The 23,537-nt window shown below is 66.9% G+C and carries 21 protein-coding genes and 2 tRNA genes; 7 read left to right on the plus strand and 16 right to left on the minus strand.

Annotated elements, in window-relative coordinates:
- Positions 1-92: 92 nt before the first annotated feature.
- From PGN12_15080 to lon, 5 genes are all read right to left on the minus strand, one after another.
- Positions 93-1,772, minus strand: a complete 1,680-nt coding sequence (locus PGN12_15080; protein MEH3105209.1) for a hypothetical protein — start codon at positions 1,770-1,772, stop codon at positions 93-95.
- A gap of 209 nt (positions 1,773-1,981) precedes the next feature.
- The gene (locus PGN12_15085) at positions 1,982-2,302 is read right to left on the minus strand and encodes a DUF5818 domain-containing protein (protein MEH3105210.1); all 321 of its coding nucleotides are present in this window, start codon (positions 2,300-2,302) and stop codon (positions 1,982-1,984) included.
- 547 nt (positions 2,303-2,849) lie between these two features.
- Positions 2,850-2,924: transfer RNA gene (locus PGN12_15090), tRNA-Val, on the minus strand.
- Positions 2,925-2,985: 61 nt separating this feature from the next.
- Positions 2,986-3,258 carry an HU family DNA-binding protein gene (locus PGN12_15095; protein MEH3105211.1) on the minus strand — a complete coding sequence of 91 codons (273 nt, stop codon included), beginning with the start codon at positions 3,256-3,258 and terminating at the stop codon, positions 2,986-2,988.
- 163 nt (positions 3,259-3,421) lie between these two features.
- A complete protein-coding gene (gene lon, locus PGN12_15100; GenBank protein ID MEH3105212.1) occupies positions 3,422-5,818 on the minus strand; it encodes an endopeptidase La in 2,397 nt (798 codons plus the stop codon).
- Here lon and PGN12_15105 point away from each other — a divergent pair.
- The gene (locus PGN12_15105) at positions 5,817-7,577 is read left to right on the plus strand and encodes a M1 family metallopeptidase (GenBank protein MEH3105213.1); all 1,761 of its coding nucleotides are present in this window, start codon (positions 5,817-5,819) and stop codon (positions 7,575-7,577) included. The genes lon and PGN12_15105 overlap by 2 nt on opposite strands.
- Positions 7,547-7,792, plus strand: coding sequence for a hypothetical protein (locus PGN12_15110; GenBank protein MEH3105214.1), 246 nt, complete (start codon positions 7,547-7,549; stop codon positions 7,790-7,792). The genes PGN12_15105 and PGN12_15110 overlap by 31 nt, the downstream gene beginning before the upstream one ends.
- 136 nt (positions 7,793-7,928) lie before the next feature.
- Here PGN12_15110 and PGN12_15115 read toward each other — a convergent pair whose 3' ends face one another.
- The 7 genes from PGN12_15115 to PGN12_15145 form a co-directional block, all read right to left on the minus strand.
- Positions 7,929-9,053 (minus strand): ionic transporter y4hA, encoded by a 1,125-nt coding sequence (locus tag PGN12_15115; protein MEH3105215.1) that lies wholly within the window; start codon positions 9,051-9,053, stop codon positions 7,929-7,931.
- Positions 9,054-9,304: 251 nt separating this feature from the next.
- Complete coding sequence (clpX, locus tag PGN12_15120) at positions 9,305-10,573, minus strand: ATP-dependent Clp protease ATP-binding subunit ClpX (GenBank protein MEH3105216.1); 1,269 nt, start codon at positions 10,571-10,573, stop codon at positions 9,305-9,307.
- Between the two features lie 265 nt (positions 10,574-10,838).
- Complete coding sequence (gene clpP, locus PGN12_15125; GenBank protein MEH3105217.1) at positions 10,839-11,525, minus strand: ATP-dependent Clp endopeptidase proteolytic subunit ClpP; 687 nt, start codon at positions 11,523-11,525, stop codon at positions 10,839-10,841.
- Between the two features lie 56 nt (positions 11,526-11,581).
- On the minus strand, positions 11,582-12,523 hold the full coding sequence (locus PGN12_15130; protein MEH3105218.1) for a glycosyltransferase family 2 protein: 942 nt from the start codon (positions 12,521-12,523) through the stop codon (positions 11,582-11,584).
- Complete coding sequence (locus PGN12_15135) at positions 12,523-14,091, minus strand: hypothetical protein (protein ID MEH3105219.1); 1,569 nt, start codon at positions 14,089-14,091, stop codon at positions 12,523-12,525. The genes PGN12_15130 and PGN12_15135 overlap by 1 nt, the downstream gene beginning before the upstream one ends.
- Positions 14,092-14,239: 148 nt before the next feature.
- A complete protein-coding gene (gene tig, locus PGN12_15140) occupies positions 14,240-15,925 on the minus strand; it encodes a trigger factor (GenBank protein MEH3105220.1) in 1,686 nt (561 codons plus the stop codon).
- 58 nt (positions 15,926-15,983) lie between these two features.
- Positions 15,984-16,068 (minus strand) — tRNA-Leu (locus PGN12_15145).
- A gap of 106 nt (positions 16,069-16,174) precedes the next feature.
- On the opposite strand from PGN12_15145, the gene PGN12_15150 reads away from it, so the two are divergent.
- Together PGN12_15150 and PGN12_15155 are read left to right on the plus strand one after the other, a co-directional pair.
- A complete protein-coding gene (locus tag PGN12_15150; protein MEH3105221.1) occupies positions 16,175-16,336 on the plus strand; it encodes a hypothetical protein in 162 nt (53 codons plus the stop codon).
- Positions 16,337-16,349: 13 nt separating this feature from the next.
- The gene (locus PGN12_15155; protein ID MEH3105222.1) at positions 16,350-16,550 is read left to right on the plus strand and encodes a hypothetical protein; all 201 of its coding nucleotides are present in this window, start codon (positions 16,350-16,352) and stop codon (positions 16,548-16,550) included.
- Between the two features lie 177 nt (positions 16,551-16,727).
- Here PGN12_15155 and PGN12_15160 read toward each other — a convergent pair whose 3' ends face one another.
- Together PGN12_15160 and gatB are read right to left on the minus strand one after the other, a co-directional pair.
- Positions 16,728-17,141, minus strand: a complete 414-nt coding sequence (locus tag PGN12_15160; GenBank protein MEH3105223.1) for a GFA family protein — start codon at positions 17,139-17,141, stop codon at positions 16,728-16,730.
- Entirely contained in the window at positions 17,138-18,595 is a 1,458-nt protein-coding gene (gene gatB, locus PGN12_15165) for an Asp-tRNA(Asn)/Glu-tRNA(Gln) amidotransferase subunit GatB (protein MEH3105224.1), read from the minus strand. The genes PGN12_15160 and gatB overlap by 4 nt, the downstream gene beginning before the upstream one ends.
- Before the next feature lie 128 nt (positions 18,596-18,723).
- Here gatB and PGN12_15170 point away from each other — a divergent pair, with 128 nt between their 5' ends.
- Positions 18,724-19,776, plus strand: a complete 1,053-nt coding sequence (locus PGN12_15170) for a glycosyltransferase family 61 protein (protein ID MEH3105225.1) — start codon at positions 18,724-18,726, stop codon at positions 19,774-19,776.
- 47 nt (positions 19,777-19,823) lie between these two features.
- On the opposite strand, the gene gatA is transcribed toward PGN12_15170, so the two are convergent.
- A complete protein-coding gene (gene gatA / locus PGN12_15175; protein ID MEH3105226.1) occupies positions 19,824-21,308 on the minus strand; it encodes an Asp-tRNA(Asn)/Glu-tRNA(Gln) amidotransferase subunit GatA in 1,485 nt (494 codons plus the stop codon).
- On the minus strand, positions 21,308-21,595 hold the full coding sequence (gene gatC, locus PGN12_15180) for an Asp-tRNA(Asn)/Glu-tRNA(Gln) amidotransferase subunit GatC (GenBank protein ID MEH3105227.1): 288 nt from the start codon (positions 21,593-21,595) through the stop codon (positions 21,308-21,310). The genes gatA and gatC overlap by 1 nt, the downstream gene beginning before the upstream one ends.
- A 134-nt stretch (positions 21,596-21,729) precedes the next feature.
- On the opposite strand from gatC, the gene PGN12_15185 reads away from it, so the two are divergent.
- Both PGN12_15185 and ruvX read left to right on the plus strand, forming a co-directional pair.
- Positions 21,730-22,833 (plus strand): DUF3089 domain-containing protein, encoded by a 1,104-nt coding sequence (locus tag PGN12_15185; GenBank protein MEH3105228.1) that lies wholly within the window; start codon positions 21,730-21,732, stop codon positions 22,831-22,833.
- A 126-nt stretch (positions 22,834-22,959) separates the two neighbouring features.
- Complete coding sequence (gene ruvX, locus PGN12_15190; GenBank protein MEH3105229.1) at positions 22,960-23,424, plus strand: Holliday junction resolvase RuvX; 465 nt, start codon at positions 22,960-22,962, stop codon at positions 23,422-23,424.
- Positions 23,425-23,537 lie beyond the last annotated feature (113 nt).

Consider the following 23,537-nt stretch of genomic DNA (forward strand, 5'->3'; position numbering starts at 1 on the left):
TGTTCCGATCGGAGGTCATAAAAGCGTGCCCGGGGTGGCGCGATCAGGCGCTCCCCGGGCTCCGCCGAGCATCACGAGGGGCTAGGAGCGCCTCAGCGGCCCTGGCACTGGAAGTAGACCGAGTTGAAGGTCGGCGGACCGACGTCCTGCAACGCGCTGTTCGCCGGGCGGATCGTCGAGCGATCGTTGCCGGTCGCGGCCGCGCCGTTGACCTGGTTGCCGGCGATGATGTTGACGCACGCCTCGCCCGACGGCGTCTTCACCACGCCGTTGACGAACGCGAAGTCCGCACCACCCCGCAGCCGGATCGCAGCGACCGGGTTCTGCGTCGAAGCGGTCTGGATGAAGGTGAAGTTGGCGTAGCGACCGTAGGTACGCGGCAGCAGATCCTCGGCGCCATTCGAGTCGATCTCGGTCGCGAAGGAGTCGTTGGTGGCGCCATTGGCCTTCTGCGCGGCGATGATGAACTGCATGAACCCGCGCCAGCCGTTGTCGACGTCGAAGCCATCGTCATCCGCGCCGGTGACGACGAAATATTTCAGGTTGGTCGTGCCGCCGAAGATCTCGATGCCGTCGTCGGCCGAATTGTGGCTCTGCACGTGGTCGATCGTCGTGCCCGAGCCGGTGCCGCCCAGCGTCAGGCCTTGCAACTCGTTGCCCTCGCTGATCGCGATGCCGGTGTAGCGGATTTGGACGTATTGCATCGTGCCCGAACTGTCGGCGGCGTTGGTGCCGCCGTACAGGCGACCGGTCACACCCTCGATCTGCTGCTGGCACGGCGCGGCGGCGCCTGCCGAGGTGCCGTCGGCGGTGTTCGGGCCGGTGCCGGTGGCGCAGACCGCGGTCGGCGCCTTGCCGAGCAGGATCACCCCGCCCCACAGACCCTGCGACGAGTCCGACACGCCGTTGCTCCGCAGGTTCTGCTGCGCGGTGAAGATGATCGGCGCGTCGGCGGTGCCGACCGCGTTGATCTTGCTGCCGCGGTTGACGAGCACGACGTCGTTCGAGGTTTCGGTCGCGTCCGCCGCCAGCACCACGCCCGGCTGGATCGTCAGCGTCGCCGCCGCGCCGCCGTCGACGCCGACTTCGGTCAAGCCGCGGAAGCGATAGACGAGGCCCGCCACCTTGGCGAGCGTCAGGTCGGCGGTGATGATCGACGGCAGACGGCAATAGCGAAGCGTGGCGGCGGAGGTGATCGCGCCCGCCTCGTTGCGGATTTCGTTGGTGCCGTCGTCGGTCAGGCCGGTCGGACAGGACGCGGCCGGGCCGTTACCGATCGACGGCACCGCGGCGCACGCGCTGCTGTTGAGGAACGTGGCGCTCGACGAATTGCAGGTCCAGCCCGAGAAGGCATTGTCGTTCGGGCCGCTGAGCGCGCCGACGAAGCTGGTGTTCTGGATGAACGCGTTCTCGCCCAGCACCGTCTGCGGGTTGCTGGCGGTGGTCAGCGAGGCGCCGCTGACCGGATAGACACCGTTCAGCGTCGTGCCGAAGCCGTTGACGTTGTTGTTCTGCCCGGCGTTGATGATCGCGAGTTGCTCGTCCGCGGTGATCGTGACGCCCGATTGCGTGGTGGCCGCGGCGAATTGCGCGGCGGTCAGCGGGGTCGGCGTCGCGGTGCCGGTGGGAGTCGGCGTCGGGGCGGGCTGATTGATCGTGACGGGCACGCTGCCCGCGCCAGGCGACGCCACATCGTCCGCACCGCACGACGCAAGGAACAGGGCGGCACTGGATGCCAGCAGCATGTGGCTGCGGCGGCTGAAGCTGACCATGAACTCACTCCCTTCGAGATTCGGGCCTGTCCCAAGACCCCGATCCGAGTCGGACCTGACTGTCCGCTCGATCGTCGAGAGCGCCGCTAGGCGGTGAGGATGACAGCTGAATGCGATTCCGGAGACGGTTGAGTGACGCTGCGGTTACGGTTACGTGACATGTGCGGAGATGGGACCGGTTAGCTACTCCCGCCTTTCAAGCACTTACGTCAACACTCCCCCCGCCCGCGGGAAGCTGGACGCGCCAGTTTGGCGAAAATCGTCCTCATCCTGTTCGGCACCTCCGCCGCTCGCTGCCGCCGATCCGGTTGGTTCGGGGCCGGCTCCTTTGCTGGCGTCATGCGGCGCACGTCGATCAGGTCGAAGCCCAGTCGCTTGCCCTCGATCCTGACGCGCCGCCCGCAAAGGCGTCTTGCGGCCAACCAGTCCACATCGAGTTGCCAGACCACGCCACGATCCTTTTCGAGCGCATAACCGGATCGCGTCCGTCGCAACGTGCCGATGAGAATATGCCGGGTGGCTCGTGGCATCACCCCGTTCTCCCGGGAAGTCCGACGCGGTACGCCCCCGCCCTGGACCTCACATCTGATCCCTTGGTGATCGGGGAGTTAGTACACCGGCAAAAGTCGGCCCCGCGGCCTTTGGGCTGAAAGCCTTGGACATGCGCCGCAGGCTCCCCGACCATAAGGGTCAGGAAGTGTGACGCTGTTACGGTCAGCATCTACCGCTTCTGCCGGGGGTACTAATCCCCAGAGCCGTGCGTGGCAGCTCCGGGACTTATATCGAATATTGCACCTTCGGGCGCAACCGCGCGCGGGCGACGCCAGGTGGTTCCGGTTGGTGACATGTACTTGGGCGAGAGTGCGAAACGGGCAGCAGCCCCATCGTCATGCCCGCGCAGACGGAAATCCAGAAGCCCGACCATCGCGGCTCAGCCGTAAATCTGCGCGTCCGGATTTCCGTCTGCGCGATCATCACGATCCGGGGCGCTATGCTGGCATCGAGGCGGATGCCATCGCCCGGACGCGAAAAGCCCCGCCGGATCGTCATGACCGGGCGGGGCTTTCAGGCCGTGGATGGTGGGCGCGACAGGGATTGAACCTGTGACCCCACCCGTGTGAAGGGTGTGCTCTACCGCTGAGCTACGCGCCCATCCGTTGGCGGAGCGGCGCAATTACGCAAGCCCCTCCGCCCTGTCCAGAGCAAATCCGTCTTAGTTGAGCGAATCCTTGAGCACCTTGCCGGCCTTGAACTTCGGCTGGCTCGACGCCTTGATCGTCATCGGCTCCCCGGTGCGCGGATTGCGTCCGGTCGACGCCTTGCGCTTGCTGACCGCGAAGGTACCGAAGCCGACGAGGCGCACCTCGTCCCCCTTCTTCAGGCATCCCGAGATGGTGTCGAACACCGCCTCGACCGCGCGGCTCGCCTCGTTCTTCCCCAGTCCGGCGACCGTCGCTACCTGCGCGATCAGTTCCTGCTTGTTCATCCGCAAAACCCCACTTTCAGAAATATCGTTACAGCGATGGAATGGATTCGCGGATCGAAGCCCGCACCGTCCCATTAACGCGCGCCGACGCCGCCGAGTCAAACGAATCCGCCGTACCGGATCAACGGTACGGCGGAGTTTACGACCCGAAAAGCTAGTTAAATTAGTGGTGAAGCTCTCCGCCGACCGGTGCGATCGGCGCCGGGGGAAGCGCCGCGAGTTCGTCGGCCTCGGTCCAGTCGATCGCTTCCAGCGGGCGGACCAGCGCGAGCCGGAGCACCTCGTCGACGTGCGAGACCGGCACGATCTTGAGCCCGTCGCGGATGTTCTGCGGGATTTCGGCGAGATCCTTCTCATTCTCCTTGGGGATCAGCACCGTCTCGATCCCGCCGCGCAGGGCGGCGAGCAGCTTCTCCTTGAGCCCGCCGATCGGCAGCACGCGCCCGCGCAGCGTCACCTCGCCGGTCATCGCCACTTCCTTGCGCACCGGAATGCCGGTCAGCGTCGAGACGATCGAGGTGACCAGCCCGATGCCGGCCGAGGGACCGTCCTTGGGCACCGCGCCCTCCGGCAAGTGGATGTGGATGTCCTTGCGGTGGAACAGGCTCGGCTTGATCCCGAACGATGGCGAGCGCGCCTGGACGAACGAGAAGGCGGCCTGCACCGATTCCTTCATCACGTCGCCCAGCTTGCCGGTGACCTTCGCCTGTCCCTTTCCGGGAACGGTGACGCTTTCGATCGTCAACAATTCGCCGCCGACCTCGGTCCACGCCAGCCCGGTGACCGCGCCGATCTGATCCTCGGTTTCGGACAGGCCGTGGCGGAACTTCAGCACGCCGGCATAGTCCGACAGATTGTCGGGCGTGATCGTCACGCGCTCCGCCTTGCCCTCGAGGATCTGGCGCAGCGCCTTGCGACACAGCTTGGCGATCTCGCGTTCCAGCGTGCGGACGCCCGCCTCGCGGGTGTAGCGCTGGATCAGCGCGCGCAACCCCTCGTTGGTGAGCGTGAACTCACCCGGCTTGAGCCCGTGCGCCTCGATCTGCTTGTCGACCAGATGCCGCTCGGCGATCTCGACCTTCTCGTCCTCGGTGTACCCCTCGAGCCGGATGATCTCCATACGGTCGAGCAGCGGCTGCGGCAGGTTGAGCGAATTGGCCGTGCAGACGAACATCACGTCCGAGAGATCGATGTCGATCTCGAGATAATGGTCGTTGAACTTCGCGTTCTGCTCCGGGTCGAGCACCTCCAGCAGCGCCGAGGCGGGATCGCCGCGGAAGTCCTGTCCGAGCTTGTCGATCTCGTCGAGCAGGAACAGCGGGTTGCTGGCGCCGGCCTTCTTGAGGTTGGTCACCACCTTGCCCGGCAGCGAGCCGATATAGGTGCGGCGGTGGCCGCGGATCTCGGCCTCGTCGCGCACGCCGCCCAGCGACTGGCGGATGAACTCGCGCCCGGTCGCCTTGGCGATCGACTTGCCCAGCGAGGTCTTGCCGACGCCCGGCGGGCCGACGAGGCACAGGATCGGGCCCTTCAGCTTGTTGGTGCGCGCCTGCACCGCGAGGTATTCGACGATCCGGTCCTTGACCTTCTCCAGCGCGTAATGATCCTCGTTGAGGATCGCCTCGGCGGCGGGAATGTCCTTCTTGATCTTGCTCTTCTTGCCCCACGGCAGCCCGAGCAGCACGTCGAGATAATTGCGCACCACCGTCGCCTCGGCGCTCATCGGCGCCATGGTCTTGAGCTTCTTCAGCTCGGCGGTCGCCTTGGTGCGCGCCTCCTTCGACAGCTTGAGCGTGGCGATCTTCTGGGTCAGCTCGGCGATCTCGTCGCCCTCGCCTTCCTCGCCCTCGTTGCCCAGCTCGCGCTGGATCGCCTTGAGCTGTTCGTTGAGGTAATATTCGCGCTGCGTCTTCTCCATCTGGCGCTTGACGCGGCTCTTGATCTTCTTCTCGACCTGCAGGACGCCAAGCTCGCCCTCCATCAGCGCATAGGCCATCTCAAGCCGCTTGAGCGGATCGGCCTCCATCAGCAACGCCTGCTTCTCGGCGACCTTGACCTGGATGTTGCCCGCGACCGTATCCGACAGTCGACCGGCGGCATCGATTTCAGCAAGCTGCGCGGCGAGTTCGGCGGGAAGCTTGCGGTTGAGCTTGGCGTAATTCTCGAACTGGTCGACGACCGAGCGCATCAGCGCAGCCGCCTCCGGCCCCTCGGCGTCGGCATCGGCGACCGGCGCGACCGTCGCGGTCAGATACTCGCCGCTTTCCTCCAGCGTCTCCAGCGTCGCGCGCGCCTTGCCCTCGACCAGCACGCGCACCGTGCCGTCGGGCAGCTTGAGCAATTGCAGCACCGTCGCGGTGACGCCCATCGAATAGAGATCGTCGCGCGCGGGATCGTCCTCGGCCGGGTCGAGCTGCGCGACGAGGAAAATCTCCTTGTCGGCGGCCATCGCGGCTTCCAGCGCGGCGACCGACTTGTCGCGCCCGACGAACAGCGGCACGATCATATGCGGGAAGACGACGATGTCGCGAAGCGGCAGAACGGGGAAAGCAGACGTCATGGATACTCCGGTGCCGCCGATCGGGGGCGGCCTACCTTCTTTATATGGTGCGTTCGCGCGCGGCATCAATCTTCTGCTCGCGCTGGCCCTGCCCGCCCCGCTCGCCGCCGCGCAACTGCCCGGCAAGGGCGAGCCGCCGATCAGCGAGCAGACGCAGCTTTCGGGCGGGGTGCGGCCCAATGGACAGGCCGACCTAGGGCTTAAGTCCGCCGATCTCGTGTTCGCCCCCGATCCGGTCACGCGGCGGATGGTCGCGCGCGCGACGCTGGTCGTCACGGCGAAGCGCGATGTGGCGGCGATCACGCTCGATCTCGATTCGAACTATCAGGTGCGATCGGTGACGGCCGACGGCAAGCCGGTACGCGCGGCGCGGCCGGACGGGCGGATCGTCGTGCCGCGCGCGCTGGCACGGGGAAAGCAGGTGACGATCGCGATCGCCTATGACGGCACCCCGCACGTCGCGGTCAACGCGCCGTGGGACGACGGGATGGTGTGGTCGCAGACGCCCGATGGTCAGCCGTGGATCGCGAGCACGACCGAGGGCTATGGCTGCGACCTGCTGTGGCCGTGCCTCGACTTCCCGACCGGCGAGCCGGAGGTGGCGACGCTCCACATCACCGCGCCCAAGGGGCTGAAGGCGCCATCGAACGGGCGGTTGCTGGGCGTGGACACGTTGCCCGACGGGCGCAGCGTCTGGCACTGGCGCGCCCGCCAGCCCAACACCTACGCCATCGCGATCAATATCGGGCCCTATGAGGTGATCGAGGGCAGCTACAAGAGCCGCTACGGTAACACGATCCCGCTCTATTACTGGCATCTGCCCGGCGAGGGCGCGCAGGCGAAGACGCTGTTCGACGAATTCGCGCCGACGCTCGACTTCTTCGAAAGCGTCATCGGCCCCTATCCGTTCGGCGACGAGAAGCTGGGCGTGGTCGAGACGCCGCACAAGGGCATGGAGCACCAGACGATCAACGCTTACGGCAATGGCTATGCCAAGGCGCCGGAAGGATTCGACTGGCTGTTCCATCACGAATTCAGCCATGAATGGTTCGCCAACCAGCTGACTGCCGCCAATTGGGACGATTACTGGCTGCACGAGGGGTTCGGCAGCTACATGCAGCCGCTCTACGGCCAGTGGCGCGAGGGCGACGCGCGTTACGCGGTGATGCTGGAGGTGCAGCGCAACCAGATCGTCAACCGCGCCCCGATCGTCCGCGACCGCGTGCTGACCGAGGAAGAGGTCTACGAGCCGAGCAAGGGCGGTGCGGGCACCGACATCTATTACAAGGGATCGTGGACGCTCCACACCTTGCGCTGGCTGATCGGCGACCGGGCGTTCTTCGATGCGGTGCGGCGGATGGTCTATGGGCGGCGCGATCCGACGCCGGGCAATTTCGCGCCACGCTACGGCTCGACCCGCGAGTTCGAGACGATCGTGCGCGAGGAAAGCGGGCGCGATTTGTCGTGGTTCTTCGACACCTATCTGCGCGATCGCGCGTTGCCGGAGCTGGTGACGACGCGGGACGGCGATACGCTGCGGCTCGCCTGGCGAACGGAGCGCGCGCGCGTGTTCGCGATGCCGGTCGAGCTGACCGTCGATGGCGCGGCGCGGCGTGTCGCGATGCCCGGCGGCACGGCGACGGTCGCGGTGCCCGCCGGGGCGCATGTGGTGATCGATCCGGCGGCGCGCATCCTGCGCCGCTCGGTCGCGGTGGAGGAATATCAGTCATGGCGACAGCAGCAGCAAAAGTCCCGCTGACCGCGCGTGTGATCGAGATGGCGGCGGTGTTCATGATCGGCGACGGGCTGCTCGGGCTGACGCAGACCGTGCGGCACACCGATTTGTGGAAGGAGCGCGCGCTGGGCGCGGAGCGGACGGTGCAGCCGTTCGTCGGGCGGCCGGGACGGCGACGGTTGTATGCGCTGGTGCAGATCGCGGCGGGGCTGGCGCTCGCGGCGCGGCAGCGTGGGTGATCCTTCTTCAACCGTTCGCCTCGAGTAGCGATCGAGCGTAGCCGAGAGCGCGTATCGAGAGGTCCGCCTCCGGAGCCTTTCTCGATACGCCGTCTCGGCTGCGCTCGACGGCTACTCGAAACGAACGGTGCGCCGTTTACGGCACCACCGTCGTGAACAGGTACACCGCGAAGATCACCAGATGCACCGCGCCTTGCAGCACGGTGGTCCGCCCGGTGCCGAGCGAGATCGTCGCGATGAACAGCGACAGCGCGAGCAGGATGATCTTCATCGCGCTCAGCCCGAGCGCGAGCGGCAGGTCGAGCACCAGGCTGACGATCGCGACCGCCGGGATCGTGAGGCCGATTGTCGCCAGCGCCGAGCCGAGCGCGAGGTTGAGGCTGGTCTGGATGCGGTTGCGCGCCGCGGCACGATAGGCGGCGAGGCTTTCGGGGGCGAGCACCAGCGCCGCGATCACAACGCCGACCACCGCGAGCGGCAGCCCGGCGCCGAGCACCGCTTCCTCGACGGTCTGCGACAGCGCCTTGGCGAGCAGCACCACTGCGACCAGCGCGACCAGCAACGTGCCGAACGCGACGCCGGTGGTCGCACGGCTCGGCATCGCGGCATGGCCGTCCTCGTCGCCCTGTTCGGGGAGAAAATACTCGCGGTGGCGCAACGTCTGCACCATCACGAACACGCCGTACAGGAACAGGCTGACCACCGCGACCAGCACCAGCTGCGAGGTCGCGTAATAGGGCCCCGGTGTGGTGAGCGTGTAATTGGGGAGCACCAGCGTCAGCACCGCGAGCGCGGCGAGCGTGCAGAGCGCTGCGCTGACCCCACGCAGCGTGAAGCGCTGCTCGCCATGCTGCAGGCCGCCAACCAGCAGGCACAGCCCGATGATGCCGTTGAGGATGATCATGATCGCCGCGAACACGGTGTCGCGCGCCAGCGCGGAGGCGTCGCCGGCGTCGGAGAGCATCAGCGAGACGATCAGCGATACCTCAATGACGGTCACCGCGATCGCGAGCACGAGCGTACCGAACGGCTCACCGACGCGGTGCGCGACGACCTCGGCATGGTGGACCGCGGCGAGCACGCAGCCGAACAGCACGATCGTCGCGCCGATCGTCCCGGCCGCGCCGAGCGCATAGAGCGACAGCAACACGGTCACCAGCCCGAGCGGCGGCATCGCCAGCGTCCAGAGCGGCAGGTCGAGCCGGTGGAGCAGCGAACGGCGCACGTCGGCGGGCGGCAAGGCGTCGTCTTCGAGGGTCATGCGATCGGCGGGCTCCCTTTTCCCGACCAATGCATGAGGCGCGGACTTGATCCGCGGGTGTAACGATTGGGAAGGTGCCGGTGGTTGTGCCGGGCGGGAGCGCGCTGTTTCTAAGCGCCTTCGATTTTGCCGATCACCCCCGCACTTCCGTCATCCCGGACTTGATCCGGGATCCCGCTTCTACCGCGGTTGCCAATGAAGCGGGCCCACGGATCAAGTCCGGGGCGACGATGGTCAGGCGGCGGACCGCGTTACGCGACCTCGCCGGCCTTCTTGCTCTTCTCGGCATAGACGCGGACCGGGTCCTTGCGGCCCTCGACCACGTCCTTGTCGATCATCACCTCGTCGACCGAGTCCATCCCCGGAAGGTCGAACATCGTGTCGAGCAAAATGCCCTCGAGGATCGAGCGAAGCCCGCGCGCACCAGTCTTGCGCTCGATCGCCTTCTTGGCGACCGTCGTCAGCGCGTCGTCGGTGAAGCCGAGCTTGACCTCCTCCATCTCGAACAGCTTCTGATATTGCTTGACCAGCGCGTTCTTCGGCTCGGCGAGGATCTTGACCAGCGCCGGGATGTCGAGATCCTCAAGCGTCGCGATCACCGGCAGACGGCCGACGAACTCGGGAATCAGCCCGAACTTGAGCAGATCCTCGGGCTCGGTCTGGCGCAGCACCTCGCCGGTGCGACGCTCCTCCGGGGTCGCGACATAGGCGCCGAAGCCGATCGACTTGCCCTGCAACCGGTCGCCGATGATCTTCTCGAGCCCCGAGAAGGCGCCGCCGCAGATGAACAGGATGTTCGTCGTGTCGACCTGCAGGAACTCCTGCTGCGGATGCTTGCGCCCGCCCTGCGGCGGCACACTGGCGGTGGTGCCCTCCATCAGCTTGAGCAGCGCCTGCTGGACGCCCTCGCCCGACACGTCGCGGGTGATCGAGGGGTTTTCGGCCTTGCGGCTGATCTTATCGATCTCGTCGATGTAGACGATGCCGCGCTGCGCACGCTCGACGTTGTAATCCGACGCCTGGAGCAGCTTCAGGATGATGTTCTCGACATCCTCACCGACGTAACCGGCCTCGGTGAGCGTCGTGGCGTCGGCCATCGTGAACGGCACGTCGAGGATGCGCGCCAGCGTCTGTGCGAGCAGCGTCTTGCCGCAGCCGGTGGGACCGACGAGCAGGATGTTGCTCTTCGCCAGCTCGACATCGGCACCCTTGGCGCCGTGGTTCAGCCGCTTGTAGTGATTGTGGACTGCCACCGACAGCACGCGCTTCGCCTGCTTCTGTCCGATGACATAATCGTCGAGCACGTCGCAGATTTCCTGCGGCGTCGGCACGCCGCCGTCCTTCTTGGCGACCAGCGCGGACTTCGTCTCCTCGCGAATGATGTCGTTGCACAGCTCGACGCATTCGTCACAGATGAAGACGGTGGGTCCGGCGATCAGCTTGCGCACCTCGTGCTGCGACTTGCCGCAGAACGAGCAATAGAGGGTGCTCTTGCTATCGCCGCCACTAAGTTTCGTCATTCAGTCCATCCTTCGTCGCGGATCGTCGATCCGCCCTGTGCGCGGCGCAAGCTAACGCACCGCTGCTTAAGCAACAACGTACAAAGCGTCGTTGGCCGCCGCGCGGCGCGAAGGTCCCGCTTCACGCCGGCGCAGCGCCCTATATCGAACGTCCCGCGACGGGCTTCAAGGGCAGGCCCGGCGCGGTTCGTCGCGCGACGGTCATAGCAAACAGGCGTAAGCAATTGGTATCGACGCGCGCTGTCCGCGCGCGTCGCTTTCCGGCTCAGGCCGCCGCGGCGTCCTCGGCCGGCTGCGGGCGCTTGTCGAACACCTGGTCGATCAAGCCGAACTCCTTCGCCTCCTCCGCGCTCATGAACTTGTCGCGGTCCATCGCGCGCTCGATCTCCTCGAGCGGCTTGCCGGTGTACTTGGCGTAGAGCGTGTTGAGGAAGTGGCGCATCCGCAGGATCTCGCGCGCCTGAATCTCGATGTCCGCGGCCATGCCCTGCGCACCGCCCGACGGCTGGTGGATCATGATGCGGCTGTTGGTCAGAGCGACGCGCATCCCCGGCTCACCGCTGGCGAGCAGGAAGCTTCCCATCGACGCGGCCTGACCGATGCAGACCGTGCCGACGCGCGGGCGGATGTACTGCATCGTGTCGTGGATCGCCATGCCCGCCGTGACAACACCGCCCGGCGAGTTTATATACATGTAGATGTCCTTCTTCGGATTTTCCGACTCGAGGAACAGCAGCTGCGCGGTGATGAGGCTGGCCATGCCGTCCTCCACCCCGCCGGTCACGAACACGATCCGCTCGCGCAGCAGCCGCGAGAAGATGTCGAACGACCGCTCGCCGCGGTTCGACTGCTCGATCACGATCGGCACCAGCCCGGCCTGGGTCTGATGCAGCCCGAGCCCGGCGCTCGCCAGCTTGCCCGCGAAATCGCCGGTGTCGAACGGATTGTGCATGGAAACTCTCTTTTCGCTTAGGAAGAGCCGCAACATCGGTGCTTCCGCGAAACGGTTCAAGCCCCTTCGCTTACCCGTCCCGGCGCCGGCAGTTGCAGATAGGCGAGCCGTCGCACCTCGCGTCGGCCGCGCACCACGGTGTCGAGGATCAGCCCGGCGAAGAAGCACAAGGCGGCGAGGATGATGAGCCCGGTCGTCAGGATCGCGGTCGGGAAGCGCGGCACCAGCCCGGTGTGCATGTAGGTGACGACCAGCGGCACCGCGAGGATCACCGCGAGCAGCGCGAGCAACCCACCGACCGCGCCGAAGAACCACAAGGGCCGCTCGATCCGGTAAAGCGTCGCGATCGTGCCGACGATTCGCCACCCATCGCGATAGGTGCTCAGCTTCGACACCGATCCTTCGGGACGCGCGAAATAAGGCGTGTCGAGTTCGCCGACCGGCATCTTGAGTTCGAGCGCATGGACGCTGATCTCGGTTTCGATCTCGAACCCGACCGACAGCACTGGGAAGCTCTTGACGAACCGGCGCGAGAAGACGCGGTAGCCGGTCAGGATATCGGTGAAGCTGCGCCCGAACAGCCGCGTCAGCATCCCCGTCAGCAGCGCATTGCCGAGCCGGTGTCCGCGGCGATAGGCAGCCGCCGCCTCGCCGATGCGGCAGCCGACCACCATGTCGAGCTGCTCGTCGAGCATCCGCGCGACCAAAGCAGGCGCGGCGCTGGCGTCATAGGTCGCATCGCCGTCGGCCATCACATAGATATCGGCGTCGACGTCGGCGAACATCCGGCGCACCACTGCGCCCTTGCCCTGGATGCGCTCGGTACGGACGACCGCGCCGGCCGCCGTGGCGCGCGCACGGGTCTGGTCGCGGCTGTTGTTGTCGTAGACGTAGATCGTGGCATCGGGCAGCGCGGCGCGGAACGACGCAACCGTCTGCGCGATCGCCGCCTCTTCGTTATAGCACGGCAACAGCACTGCGATCCGCGGACCCGCGATCACCGTCGCGCATCCTCGCCGGTTGGCGTCTGCAGCGTCCGCAGCACCGCCACCAGCGCGAAGAACACCGGCAGCCAGATCAACCGACCCTGATAACGATATTGCGGATCGGCGACCGCACCGCCGAAGAAGCAGCAAACCAGCATCCCGACTCCGGTTATCACCAGCAGGTTGCGCATCGACACGAACGCGCCGCGATCCCGCCGCGCGAGCATCGGCAGCGTCACCGCCAGCGCGAGCAGCGACGCGATCACCGCGGCGTAGAGCACGCCGTTCATCAGGTCGCGCGGCCACGCATTGCGTCCCGACAGGCTGTGCAGGAAGCGCGCACGAACGACCGGCGGCAGGCTCTCCCAGCATTCCGGTGCGGTGCCGCAACCTTGATTGAGCGCATCATAATCGATCCACAGCAATTGCTGGATCGTATTGCGTGCCGATGCGGTGATCTGCTCGACCGGATAGGAGCGAAGCACCGCGAGAGCGAAGGCGACGTCCTCCTCGCCCATGATCCGGCGCTGCGCCGGGGTCGCGAGCATATAGGCGCCATACCGCGGCTCGTCCGAGAACAGCCACGCGGTATTGTTATACGGCTTGCCCATCGGGATGCGGCACGCCTCGAAGCGGTTGCCGTCACAGCCGGCCTCGATGAACTTCTGTCCCGGCCCGTCGGCGTAGAAGCGTGAGGTGAGCAACGGCAACAATTGCGGCGCGCGGCCGACCGCCATCCGGGTAGCGAAGGTGGTCGCCTGCAACGCCAGCACCGCGACAAGGATCGTCCCGACCGCGGCAAACCACGCGCGGGGCGGAACGCGCAGCCAGCCGAGCAACCGCAACAGCACCAGCGCGCCGGTCATCCCGAGCAGCATCGTCAGGTGGGTGAGATGCGCGATCGCCGACATCACCATCACCGCGACGAGGAACGCCACCTCCCATCGCGTCAGCCGACCAGGCAGCGCGAGCAGCGCGAGCGCGAGCATCCCGAACGACGCAAAACCATCCGCGAGCAACATGCTGTTGTAGGTCGGCAGGCTGGTGGTGAGCGCGAGGACGAGCGTCACCAGCGTCACGATGCCGGCACGCGCCAGATCGAAGCGGCGCAGCACCATGATGATGAGCAGGTAGGCGATCACCGCCTGCAACAGCACGAACGGCCAGAACCACCCGAGCACCCAGCCGGCATAGATCAGCGCGCCGATGTACGGCGAACGCCCGCTCATCACCAGCCCGCTCTTCAGGTCGTTCGCGGTCGTGCGGTGCACGGCCTCCGGGCTGGCCGGGCGGGCAGACGGCGGCGTCACCGCCGAAGGCCGCACCGCCGGCAGTTCATGGGCGTAGCGCGCGGTCCAGACCGTCGACACCGTCCGACCCGACGCGAGATGCACCGCCAGATCGGCGGCGCGGATGTAATTGGTGCTGTCGGGGAAGAAGAAGGGCTGGCCATTGACGAGCCCGGTCCACATCAGCGCCAGGATGCAGACGATGTGCCGGACGATGTCGAGCGCGCGCATACGGCTGCCGTGCGCGGCGACGTTCCGCCGCCTGCGTTCACCACCCACCGCCACATCCATCGCAAGCCCCCTTGCCCACGCCCTCAGCGGCCGCGTCTAACAGTCGGAAAGAAGGGCGTCACGCACCTTCGTCCCGCCGCCATGGGACAGTCGGCGACGCATGATCCCCGCCCGCGTCGCCGCCGCGAGGATCATGCGCAAACCGATCTTACTGGGCCTTTTTCGCGCGCGGCTTCTTCGCCGGGGCGGCGTCGGCGGCCTGCGTGCCCTCGGCCGTCTCGGCGGCCTCCGGCGACGACTCGGCGACCTGCGTTTCCGCCTCGACCGGCGCAGCGGCCTTCTTGGCGCGCGGCTTCTTCGCGGGAGCAGCCTCGGCCTCGGCGGCCGGCTCGGTCACCGCACCGGCGTCCTCGCCCTTGGCGACCGGCTTCTTGGCGGCGGCCTTCTTGGCGGGCTTCGCCTCGGCGGCCTCACCCTCGGCAGCCGGCTCGGCCTTTTTCTTGCCGCGGGTCTGCTTCGGCTTGTGGTTGTCGTGATCGTGGCTGTGCGTGCCGGTCGCGAAACCGTCCTCGCTCTCGATCGCGGCTTCCAGCTCTTCCTTGGTCGTCTCGCGGTCGGTGATCTCGGCCTTGTCGAACAGGAAGTCGACGACCTTGTCCTCGTACAGCGGGGCGCGCAGCTGCGCGGCGGCCATCGGGTCCTGCTGGACGTACTGGATAAAGCGCTGGCGATCCTCGGGGCCGTATTGCTGTGCCGCCTGCGACAGCAACCGCTGCATCTCCGCCTGGGTCACCTCGACGCCGTTCGCCTGACCGATCTCGCTCAGCAACAGCCCGAGACGGACGCGGCGCTCGGCGATCTTGCGATAATCGTCGCGCTCCTTCTCCATCTCGTCGAGCGCGGCCTGCGGATCGGGCTCGTGCGTCGCTTCGTGCTGGAGCTGCTGCCAGATCTGGTTGAACTCAGCCTCGACCATCGACGGCGGCACATCGAAGTCATGCCCCTCGGCCAGCTGATCGAGCAGCTTGCGCTTCATATAGGTGCGCGTCAGGCCGTTATTCTCCTGCTCGAACTGGCCCTTCACCAGCCCGCGCAGCTGCTCGAGGCTCTCTAGACCGAGGCTCTTGGCCATCTCGTCGTCGATCTGGCTCTCGCCCGCGGTCTTCACCGACTTGATCGTCAGGTCGAAGGTCGCGTCCTTGCCGGCCAGTTCCTTCGCGCCGTAATCCGCGGGGAAGGTCACCTTGATCTGGCGCTCCTCGCCGGCCTTCGCGCCGACGACCTGTTCCTCGAAACCGGGGATCAGGCGGCCCGCGCCGATCTCGACCGCCATATCGGTGCCAGTACCGCCGTCGAACGCCACGCCGTCCATCGTCTTGCCGACGAAGTCCATGACGACCTGGTCGCCGGTTTCGGCGGCCTTGTCGCCCGCGTCTTCCCAGCGCTTGGCACCGTCGGCGAAACGCTTGAGCTGCTCGTCGATCGCCGATTCGTCGACCGGCACGGTCAGCCGCTCGAGCTTCAGACCCTCGATCGCGGGCGCCGGCACCTGCGGGAGCACTTCCAGCTCGACCTTCAGCTCGGCGTCCTTGCCCGACTCATAGCCCTCGACCAGCTCGACGCTCGGCTGCATCGCCGGACGCAGCTGCTTCTCGGCGATCAGCGCCTGGATGCCTTCCTGGATCGAGGTGTTCAGCGCGTCCTGCTCGATCGCCGGGCCGTGCATCTTCTTGACCAGATTGGTCGGCACCTTGCCGGGGCGGAAGCCCGGCATCTTGATCTGCGGCGCGACGCGCTTCAGCTCGGCATCGACCCGCTTGGCGATGTCGCCGGCGGGGATCGTCAGGGTGAAGGCGCGCTTCAGGCCCTCGTTCAGGGTCTCGACAGTCTGCATTGGCCGCTTTCGTCAGAAGAATTTCGTGAGTGGTGGCCAACCCCGCTTGCGCGGGGACTGGTGCGGGCGAAGGGAATCGAACCCCCACATCTTGCGATACCAGAACCTAAATCTGGCGCGTCTACCAGTTCCGCCACGCCCGCTAGTCGGACACCGCCGGTCGGCGGCATCTATACCGACGCGCGCGATGGGGCAAGCGGGCAACCCGCGCTTCGACGGCGCGTTTGTCGGGGGAAGGAGAAAAATGCCATGGCCACGAACCCCGGAGACCTGCCGGCCGACGTGCCGCAGCCCACGCAGCCGGCCACGCCCGACACCCCGCCGCCCGAAATCACCCCACCCGGCCCCGACATCGATGTTCCGGCGCCCGGCACCCCGGCTGGGACGCCGCCGACCAATCCGAGCATTTGAGGAAACTGAGGCCATGACCGAGAAGACGATCGATCCGATCCCCAACCGCGATGACGAGCGGCCCGATATCCAGCAGGCGGTCGAGGCGCGCAGCGACGCGGTGGCACGCGGCGAAGGCGGCAAGGAGCCGGCGCGCTTCACCGACACCGGCGAGTTCGACGGCAACAGCGGCACCGGCGGCGAGGTGAAGAACCAGGATCTGACGCAGCAATAAGGCGGCATTCAAGCTGCGTCCCATCCATATCTGACGAGGATATTCTTTGATCGCCCCGGACTTGATCCGGGGCCCCGCTTTTTCCGACGCGCCGTGCAAGCGGGATCCCGGATCGAGTCCGGGATGACGTGAGAGAATGGTGGTGCGGCGATTATCGGACGAACCGACTAATCGATTTCAGTCTTCGTGCGAGATGCCCTCGCCTTCGATCCTGACCCACGGCTGCTTATACTGCTCGAACACCGATGCCGTAAGCGCCGGCAGTTCCGTCCCGGTGGCATCGTCGGCGAAGGCGCCGATCGGAATCGCGATCAGCCCCTCCATGCCCTCGTTCGTATAGGCGATCGTTCCACCGCAGTCGCCGCACCAGCGATACCACGCGCGACGACCGCTATCGGCCACCCGCTCCCAGACGCGAAACTCGCCCGCGATCGTCACCTGATCGATCGGAAACCGTGCCTGCGCTGAGAACGGACCACCGGTACGGCGCTGGCAGGCCCGGCAGTGACACGCCGACACGCGAACCGGTGCGCCGCTGCAGGTCGCGATCAGCTGACCACACCGGCACCGCGCGCGCCGCACGATCGTCACCCCAGCGCCTTCTTCAACAAGTCATTGACCACCGCCGGATTGGCCTTGCCGCCCATCGCTTTCATCGTCTGACCGACGAAAAAGCCGAACAGCGCGACCTTGCCGCCGCAATATTGTTCGAGCTGCCCGGGGTTCTTCGCCAGCACGTCAGCGATCACCGCCTCGATCGCGCCGGTGTCGCTGGTCTGCTTGAGTCCGCGCTCCTCGACGATCTTGCCCGGCGCATCGCCGGTTTCGAGCATCGCCTCGAACACCTGCTTGGCGAGGCTGCCCGACAGCGTGCCGTCGGCGACCAGCGCCAGCAGCTCGGCGGCCTGACCGGGCGTGACCGGGCTGTCGCCGATCGACGTGCCGAGCCGGTTGAGCGCGCCGAACAGCTCGCTCGTCACCCAATTGGCGGCGGCGACCGGCTTCGCACCAGCCTCCAGCAGCGCGTCGAACCAGCGCGCGCTCTCGACCTCGGCGGTCAGCACCTGCGCATTGTACGGCGTGATCCCCAGCCCCTCGTAGCGCGCGCGCTTCGCGTCGGGCAGTTCGGGCAGGCTGGCGCGACATTCGTCGAGGAATGTTTCGTCCAGTTCGAGCGGCAGCAGATCGGGATCGGGGAAGTAGCGGTAATCGTGCGCGTCTTCCTTCGAGCGCATCGAACGGGTCGTGCCGCTGTCCGGATTGAACAGCCGCGTTTCCTGCACGATCGTGCCGCCGGCCTCCAGCACGTCGACCTGTCGCGCGGCCTCATGCTCGATCGCCTGCATGACGAAGCGGATCGAGTTGACGTTCTTGGTCTCGGTGCGGGTGCCGAATTCGTCGCCGGGCTTGCGCACCGAGACGTTGACGTCGGCGCGCATCGAGCCCTGGTCCATATTGCCGTCGCACGACCCGACATAGCGCAGGATCGAGCGCAGCTTGGTCAGATACGCACCGGCCTCGGCCGGCGAGCGCATGTCGGGGCGACTGACGATCTCCATCAGCGCGACGCCCGAGCGGTTGAGGTCGACATAGGAGCGGGTCGGATGCTGGTCGTGCATCAGCTTGCCGGCGTCCTGCTCGACATGGATGCGCTCGACCCCGATCGTCTTGGTGTCGTCGCCGACCTCGATCTCGATCGCGCCCTCGCCGACCAGCGGATGATAAAGCTGGCTGATCTGATAGCCCTGCGGCAGATCGGCGTAGAAATAGTTCTTGCGATCGAACCGCGACCATGTGTTGATCTGCGCGTCGATCGCCATGCCGGTGCGCACTGCCTGCCGGATGCACTCGCGGTTCGGGACCGGCAGCATCCCCGGCATCGCCGCGTCGACCAGCGACACCTGCGTGTTCGGCTCGGCACCGAAGGCGGTCGCCGCGCCCGAGAACAATTTGGCGTTGCTGGTCACCTGGGCATGAACCTCCAGCCCGATCACGACTTCCCAGTCGCCCGTGCTACCCTTCACTCGATACGCGCTCGCGGTCACCGTATTTCCGCTCCTTGCTGGAAGCGTGTCGCTCTAGGATACGCACCGCGTGCTGGCAATGTCCGCGCGGCTTGACTTGGGCCGCGGTGCGCCGTCCAACCGCGGCACTATCGTGGGGAACCAACGTCATGTTCAGCCTTCGTCCGCTCACCGCGCGGATCATGCGCCCGCTGGATGCGGAGGGATTCTGGCGGGGCGCGGAGACGGTCGACATCGATCCCGCCGGCCGGGTCGAGCGCGCGCCGGCCTTTTTCCTTCCGGATGAACTCGACCGGATCGTCGCGCACTATCCGGGAGTTACACCGAAGGATGATCTCGACCGGCTGCTGCACACCAACAGGGTCGAGCCTGCGACGACCGCACGCTTGGTGCCGGACGTCATCGTCGCCGACGGGACGCTGCTACGCCACGGCGGGGTGCAGGTGATCCGGCCGGGACCGGGCAAGCGAAAGGTGCTGCGCGGCGGGTTCTCGACGCTGCCCGAAGCGATGCTGTGCGCCGATTATGTGATCGATCGCTATTTCGGACACTGGATCGCCGACGGCTGGTCGCGCGAGCAACTCGCGATCGATCGCGGGATGGTGCCGATGGTGCTCGATCCGGCGCGCTTTGGGCATAGTGAGGGTTACCGGGCGCTCATCGACCTTCCCGCGCACCGCCTCGCGGACACGCGGGTGCGGCGGCTGTGGCTGATCGACGATCGCGGCTACAATCCCGCGCGGATGGAGCGGTTCAGGCGCGTGCGGGCGCGATTGCGGGCGGCACTGGCTGGCCGTGGGGGCCCCGGCGCGATATTCATCCGGCGCGGTGGGCAAGCGGCGGGCCGCACCTTGTGCAACGAGGCGGAGGTGATCGCTGCGCTGGCGGGGCGCGGATTCACGATCATCGCGCCCGATACCATGCCCGCGGCGGAGGTCGCCGCCACGCTGCGCGACGCGCGCATCGTCGTCGGGGTGGAGGGATCGGCGCTGTCGCACGCCAATGCCGTGCTCGACCCCGGCGCGTGCGTGTTCGCGATCCAGTCACCGACGTCGTTCAACACCATCCACCGGCTTGCCACCGCCGATGCGGGGTTGCGCTTCGCCTTTTCGGTCGGCGATCCGGCGGCGGGCGACGACTTCACCATGCCGGTCGAGCGCCTGTCGCGCGCGATCGACATGGTTGAGGCCGCGATGCGTTAATCCAGCCGGTACAGGCGCTTAGAGGGCGCCCACGACAGTGTTGATTCTCACCACCACCTGGTCGGGCGCGCGGTGAAGCCCGCGCGTTCCTCGATCGCCAGTGCGGCGTTGAGGACGCCCTGTTCGTCGAGCGGCTTGCCGATCACCTGTAGACCGAGCGGCAGCCCCGCCGCGTCGACGCCGCCCGGCACGCTCATCGCCGGCAGGCCGGCGAGGCTGGAAGGAACGGTGAACACGTCATTGAGATACATGGCCAAAGGATCGGCCGACTTCTCGCCGAGCGCGAACGCCGCCGAGGGGGCGGTGGGGGTCAGCAGCACGTCGCAGACGTCCCACGCACGCTCGAAATCGCGCGCGATCAGCGTGCGGACCTTCTGCGCCTGCGTGTAGTAAGCGTCGTAGAAGCCGGCGGAGAGGACGTAGGTGCCGATCAGGATGCGGCGCTTGACCTCGTCGCCGAAGCCTTCGGCGCGCGTCCGTGCGTACAATTCCTGCAAATTGGCCCCGTCCGGCAGGTCGCGGAGCCCGTAACGGACCCCATCGTAGCGCGCGAGGTTCGACGAGGCTTCGGCGGGTGCAATGATGTAATAGGCGGGCAGCGCGTATTTGGTGTGCGGCAGCGAGACGTCGACGATCTCCGCGCCGGCGTCCTTCAGCCACGCGATCCCCTGCTGCCAGAGCGCCTCGATCTCGGCGGGCATGCCGTCGACGCGATACTCCTTGGGGATGCCGACGCGCTTGCCGGCCAGCGAGGCGTTCAGCTGCCCTTCCCAGTTCGGCACGGGCAGGTCGAGCGAGGTGGCGTCCTTGGCGTCGAAGCCGGCCATCGCCTCCAGCATGATCGCGCAGTCGCGGACGTCGCGCGCCATCGGCCCGGCCTGATCGAGCGACGAAGCGAAGGCGATCGTCCCCCAGCGCGAGCAGCGGCCGTAGGTCGGCTTGATCCCCGAGATGCCGACGAACGCCGCCGGCTGGCGGATCGAGCCGCCGGTGTCCGTGCCCGTCGCGCCCGGCGCAAGTCGCGCGGCGACCGCCGAGGACGAGCCACCCGACGACCCACCCGGCGCGAGCGGGGCGTTGCCGCCGTCGTTGCGCCGCCACGGGCTGATGACATTGCCGAAATAGCTGGTCTCGTTCGATGAACCCATCGCGAACTGGTCGAGGTTCAGCTTGCCGAGCATCCCCGCGCCGGCGTTCCACAGGTTCTGCGAAACGGTCGATTCATATTCGGGCGTGAAGCCTTCGAGGATGTGGCTGGCCGCGGTGGTCGGGACGCCCTTCGTGCAGAACAGGTCCTTCATGCCGATCGGCACGCCGGCCATCGGCTTGAGGGCCTCGCCCGCCGCGCGCGCCTTGTCGGCGGCGTCGGCGGCGGCGAGCGCATGCTCGGGCGTCTCGACGAGAAAGGCGTTGAGCGGCTTTGCCGCGGCGACCGCGGCGTTGAACGCCTCGGCCACCTCGCGCGCGGAAAAGTCGCCGTCGCGGACGCCGTTGCGGATCGCGGCGATGCCCAGATCGGTGAGTGCGGTCATTATTCGATCACCTTGGGCACAGTGAAGAAGCCATGTTCGGCCTGCGGTGCGTTGGCGAGCACCTTGTCGCGGACGCCACCATCGGTGACGACATCGTCGCGCAGCCGCAGATGGTTGGGGATCACGGCGGTCATCGGCTCGACCCCGGCGGTGTCGACCTCGCCGAGTTGCTCGATCCAGTCGAGGATGTTGCCGAGTTCGGGCGCGAGCCGGGCGGCTTCGTCGTCGGTGATGGCGATGCGGGCGAGGCCGGCGATGCGCCTGACGGTTGCGGTGTCAACGGACATGCCGCCGCCGCTACCACCCGTCGCCCCGATCTTGCAACACGCCTGACACGGTTGCGCATGGCGCATTCCTGGGGCACCAGCTTTGCGGTTGCGGACCCGGCGCTTTTGCTGCACCGCACAATGGTGACGCACATTTGGCCCGCAAATTCCTCTATGTCGTCGTCGCGCTGATCGTGCTGGCGACCGCGGCTGCCTTTGCCTATCGCCTGTGGGGCGTCGGAATGATGCGGATGGCGATGGTGCCGGGCGAGTCGTTCCGAAATCAGAACCGCCTGACCAAGAAGGATTATGCACCTGATTCGATGTGGCTGGCGCGGCCGGCGCTGGCGCGCAATCCGGCCTTGTGGACGCCGCCCGGCTATGCACCGCGCAACGCCCCCGGCGGCGCGGCGGTGTTCTTCATTCACCCGACCTCGTACCTCAATCGCGCGCACTGGAACGCGCCGCTGACCGACGCGGAGGCGAACAATCGCGCCGCTTTGTTCCTGCGCGGACAGGCCAGCGCGTTCAACGCGGCGGGCGAGATTTGGGCGCCTCGCTATCGTCAGGCGACGTTCGGCGCGTTCCTGACCGACCAGCGCGCCGCCGAACAGGCGCTGGCGCTGGCGTACGGCGACATCCTTGCCGCGTTCGATGCCTTTCTGGCGGAGGCCGGGCCGACGCGCCCGATCATCCTTGCCGGGCATAGCCAGGGCGCGCTGCACCTGACGCATCTGCTCAAGGATCGCGTCGCCGGCACGCCGCTCGCGAAGCGGATCGTCGCGGCCTATGTCGTCGGCTGGCCGGTGTCGGTCAGCAACGATCTGCCCGCGCTCGGGCTCCCGGCGTGCGCGCGCGCCGACCAGCGCGGGTGCGTGCTGTCGTGGCAGACGTTCGCCGAACCTGCCGATCCGTCGCTGATCCTCGACAATTACGACCGCTCGACCGGGTTCGACGGCAAGCCGCGGCGCGGCACGCAGATGCTGTGCACCAACCCGCTGACGGGTACGCCGAACTCGACGGCGCCGGCCAGCGCCAATCTGGGGACGCTGTTTCCGAATGCGGCGATGAGCGAGGCGCGGATCGAGGCGGGGCGGATCGGCGCGACGTGCGGCGGGCGCGGGTTGTTGCTGATCGGTTCGCCACCGGATGTCGGGCCATACACGCTGCCGGGCAATAATTATCACGTCTATGATTACAGCCTGTTCTGGGCGAACGTCCGCGCCGATGCGGCGCGGCGGCTGGCGGGGGCGGCGTAAGTTGAGCGTTTGTTGGGCACGATCCGTTCGCCCTGAGCTTGTCAAAGGGCGTGTCAGGAGCACGTGCTTCGACAGGCTCAGCACGAACGTGGGGTGTGTGTCCAAGCGCACGTTGAGTGATCTAAGGTGATCGTCACCGAAGCGGCGGCGTTTCGGGCGATGCTTCCCGAGGGCGGGCGGTTGCTGGGGCTGGATGTGGGGACCAAGACGGTCGGCACCGCGCTGTGCGATGCGGGGTGGAGCTTCGCGAGCCCGGCACAGTTGATCCGGCGTGCGAAGTTCACGGTCGACAAGGCGGCGCTGGTTGCACTGTCGCAGGCGCAGCAGGTGCGCGGCTGGGTGATCGGGCTGCCGCTCAATCTGGACGGGACCGAGAGCCCGCGCACCCAGTCGACGCGGGCGTTCGCGCGCAATTGCCGCGACACCGGGTTGCCGATCCTGTTGTGGGACGAGCGCTGGTCGACGGTCGCGGCGGAGCGCGCGCTGATCGAGCAGGACTTCAGCCGCGCCAAGCGCGCCGAGCGGATCGATAATCACGCCGCGGCGCATATTCTGCAGGCGGCGATCGACGCACTGGTGGCGGTGGGCTGAGTATTGCCCTGATCGTCATTCCCGCGACGGCGGAAATCCAGAACCTCCGACGCATCGACCCTTGCGAAGACCTGCGCGTCTGGATCCCCGCCTCCGCGAGGATGACGGACGGG

The sequence above is a fragment of the Sphingomonas phyllosphaerae genome (genome assembly GCA_036946405.1).
Classification (GTDB): Bacteria; Pseudomonadota; Alphaproteobacteria; order Sphingomonadales; family Sphingomonadaceae; genus Sphingomonas; species Sphingomonas phyllosphaerae_D.

Coding starts and splice junctions, on each gene's coding strand:
- PGN12_15135 (MEH3105219.1), bottom strand. CDS start 14,091: ATGGATGTGGCGGTGGGTGGTGAACGCAGGCGGCGGAACGTCGCCGCG.
- PGN12_15085 (MEH3105210.1), bottom strand. CDS start 2,302: ATGCCACGAGCCACCCGGCATATTCTCATCGGCACGTTGCGACGGACG.
- PGN12_15080 (MEH3105209.1), bottom strand. CDS start 1,772: ATGGTCAGCTTCAGCCGCCGCAGCCACATGCTGCTGGCATCCAGTGCC.
- PGN12_15170 (MEH3105225.1), top strand. CDS start 18,724: ATGTTCAGCCTTCGTCCGCTCACCGCGCGGATCATGCGCCCGCTGGAT.
- clpX (MEH3105216.1), bottom strand. CDS start 10,573: ATGACGAAACTTAGTGGCGGCGATAGCAAGAGCACCCTCTATTGCTCG.
- gatC (MEH3105227.1), bottom strand. CDS start 21,595: ATGTCCGTTGACACCGCAACCGTCAGGCGCATCGCCGGCCTCGCCCGC.
- clpP (MEH3105217.1), bottom strand. CDS start 11,525: ATGCACAATCCGTTCGACACCGGCGATTTCGCGGGCAAGCTGGCGAGC.
- PGN12_15105 (MEH3105213.1), top strand. CDS start 5,817: ATGGATACTCCGGTGCCGCCGATCGGGGGCGGCCTACCTTCTTTATAT.
- tig (MEH3105220.1), bottom strand. CDS start 15,925: ATGCAGACTGTCGAGACCCTGAACGAGGGCCTGAAGCGCGCCTTCACC.
- PGN12_15110 (MEH3105214.1), top strand. CDS start 7,547: ATGGCGACAGCAGCAGCAAAAGTCCCGCTGACCGCGCGTGTGATCGAG.
- PGN12_15095 (MEH3105211.1), bottom strand. CDS start 3,258: ATGAACAAGCAGGAACTGATCGCGCAGGTAGCGACGGTCGCCGGACTG.
- PGN12_15115 (MEH3105215.1), bottom strand. CDS start 9,053: ATGACCCTCGAAGACGACGCCTTGCCGCCCGCCGACGTGCGCCGTTCG.
- gatA (MEH3105226.1), bottom strand. CDS start 21,308: ATGACCGCACTCACCGATCTGGGCATCGCCGCGATCCGCAACGGCGTC.
- PGN12_15155 (MEH3105222.1), top strand. CDS start 16,350: ATGACCGAGAAGACGATCGATCCGATCCCCAACCGCGATGACGAGCGG.
- PGN12_15150 (MEH3105221.1), top strand. CDS start 16,175: ATGGCCACGAACCCCGGAGACCTGCCGGCCGACGTGCCGCAGCCCACG.
- lon (MEH3105212.1), bottom strand. CDS start 5,818: ATGACGTCTGCTTTCCCCGTTCTGCCGCTTCGCGACATCGTCGTCTTC.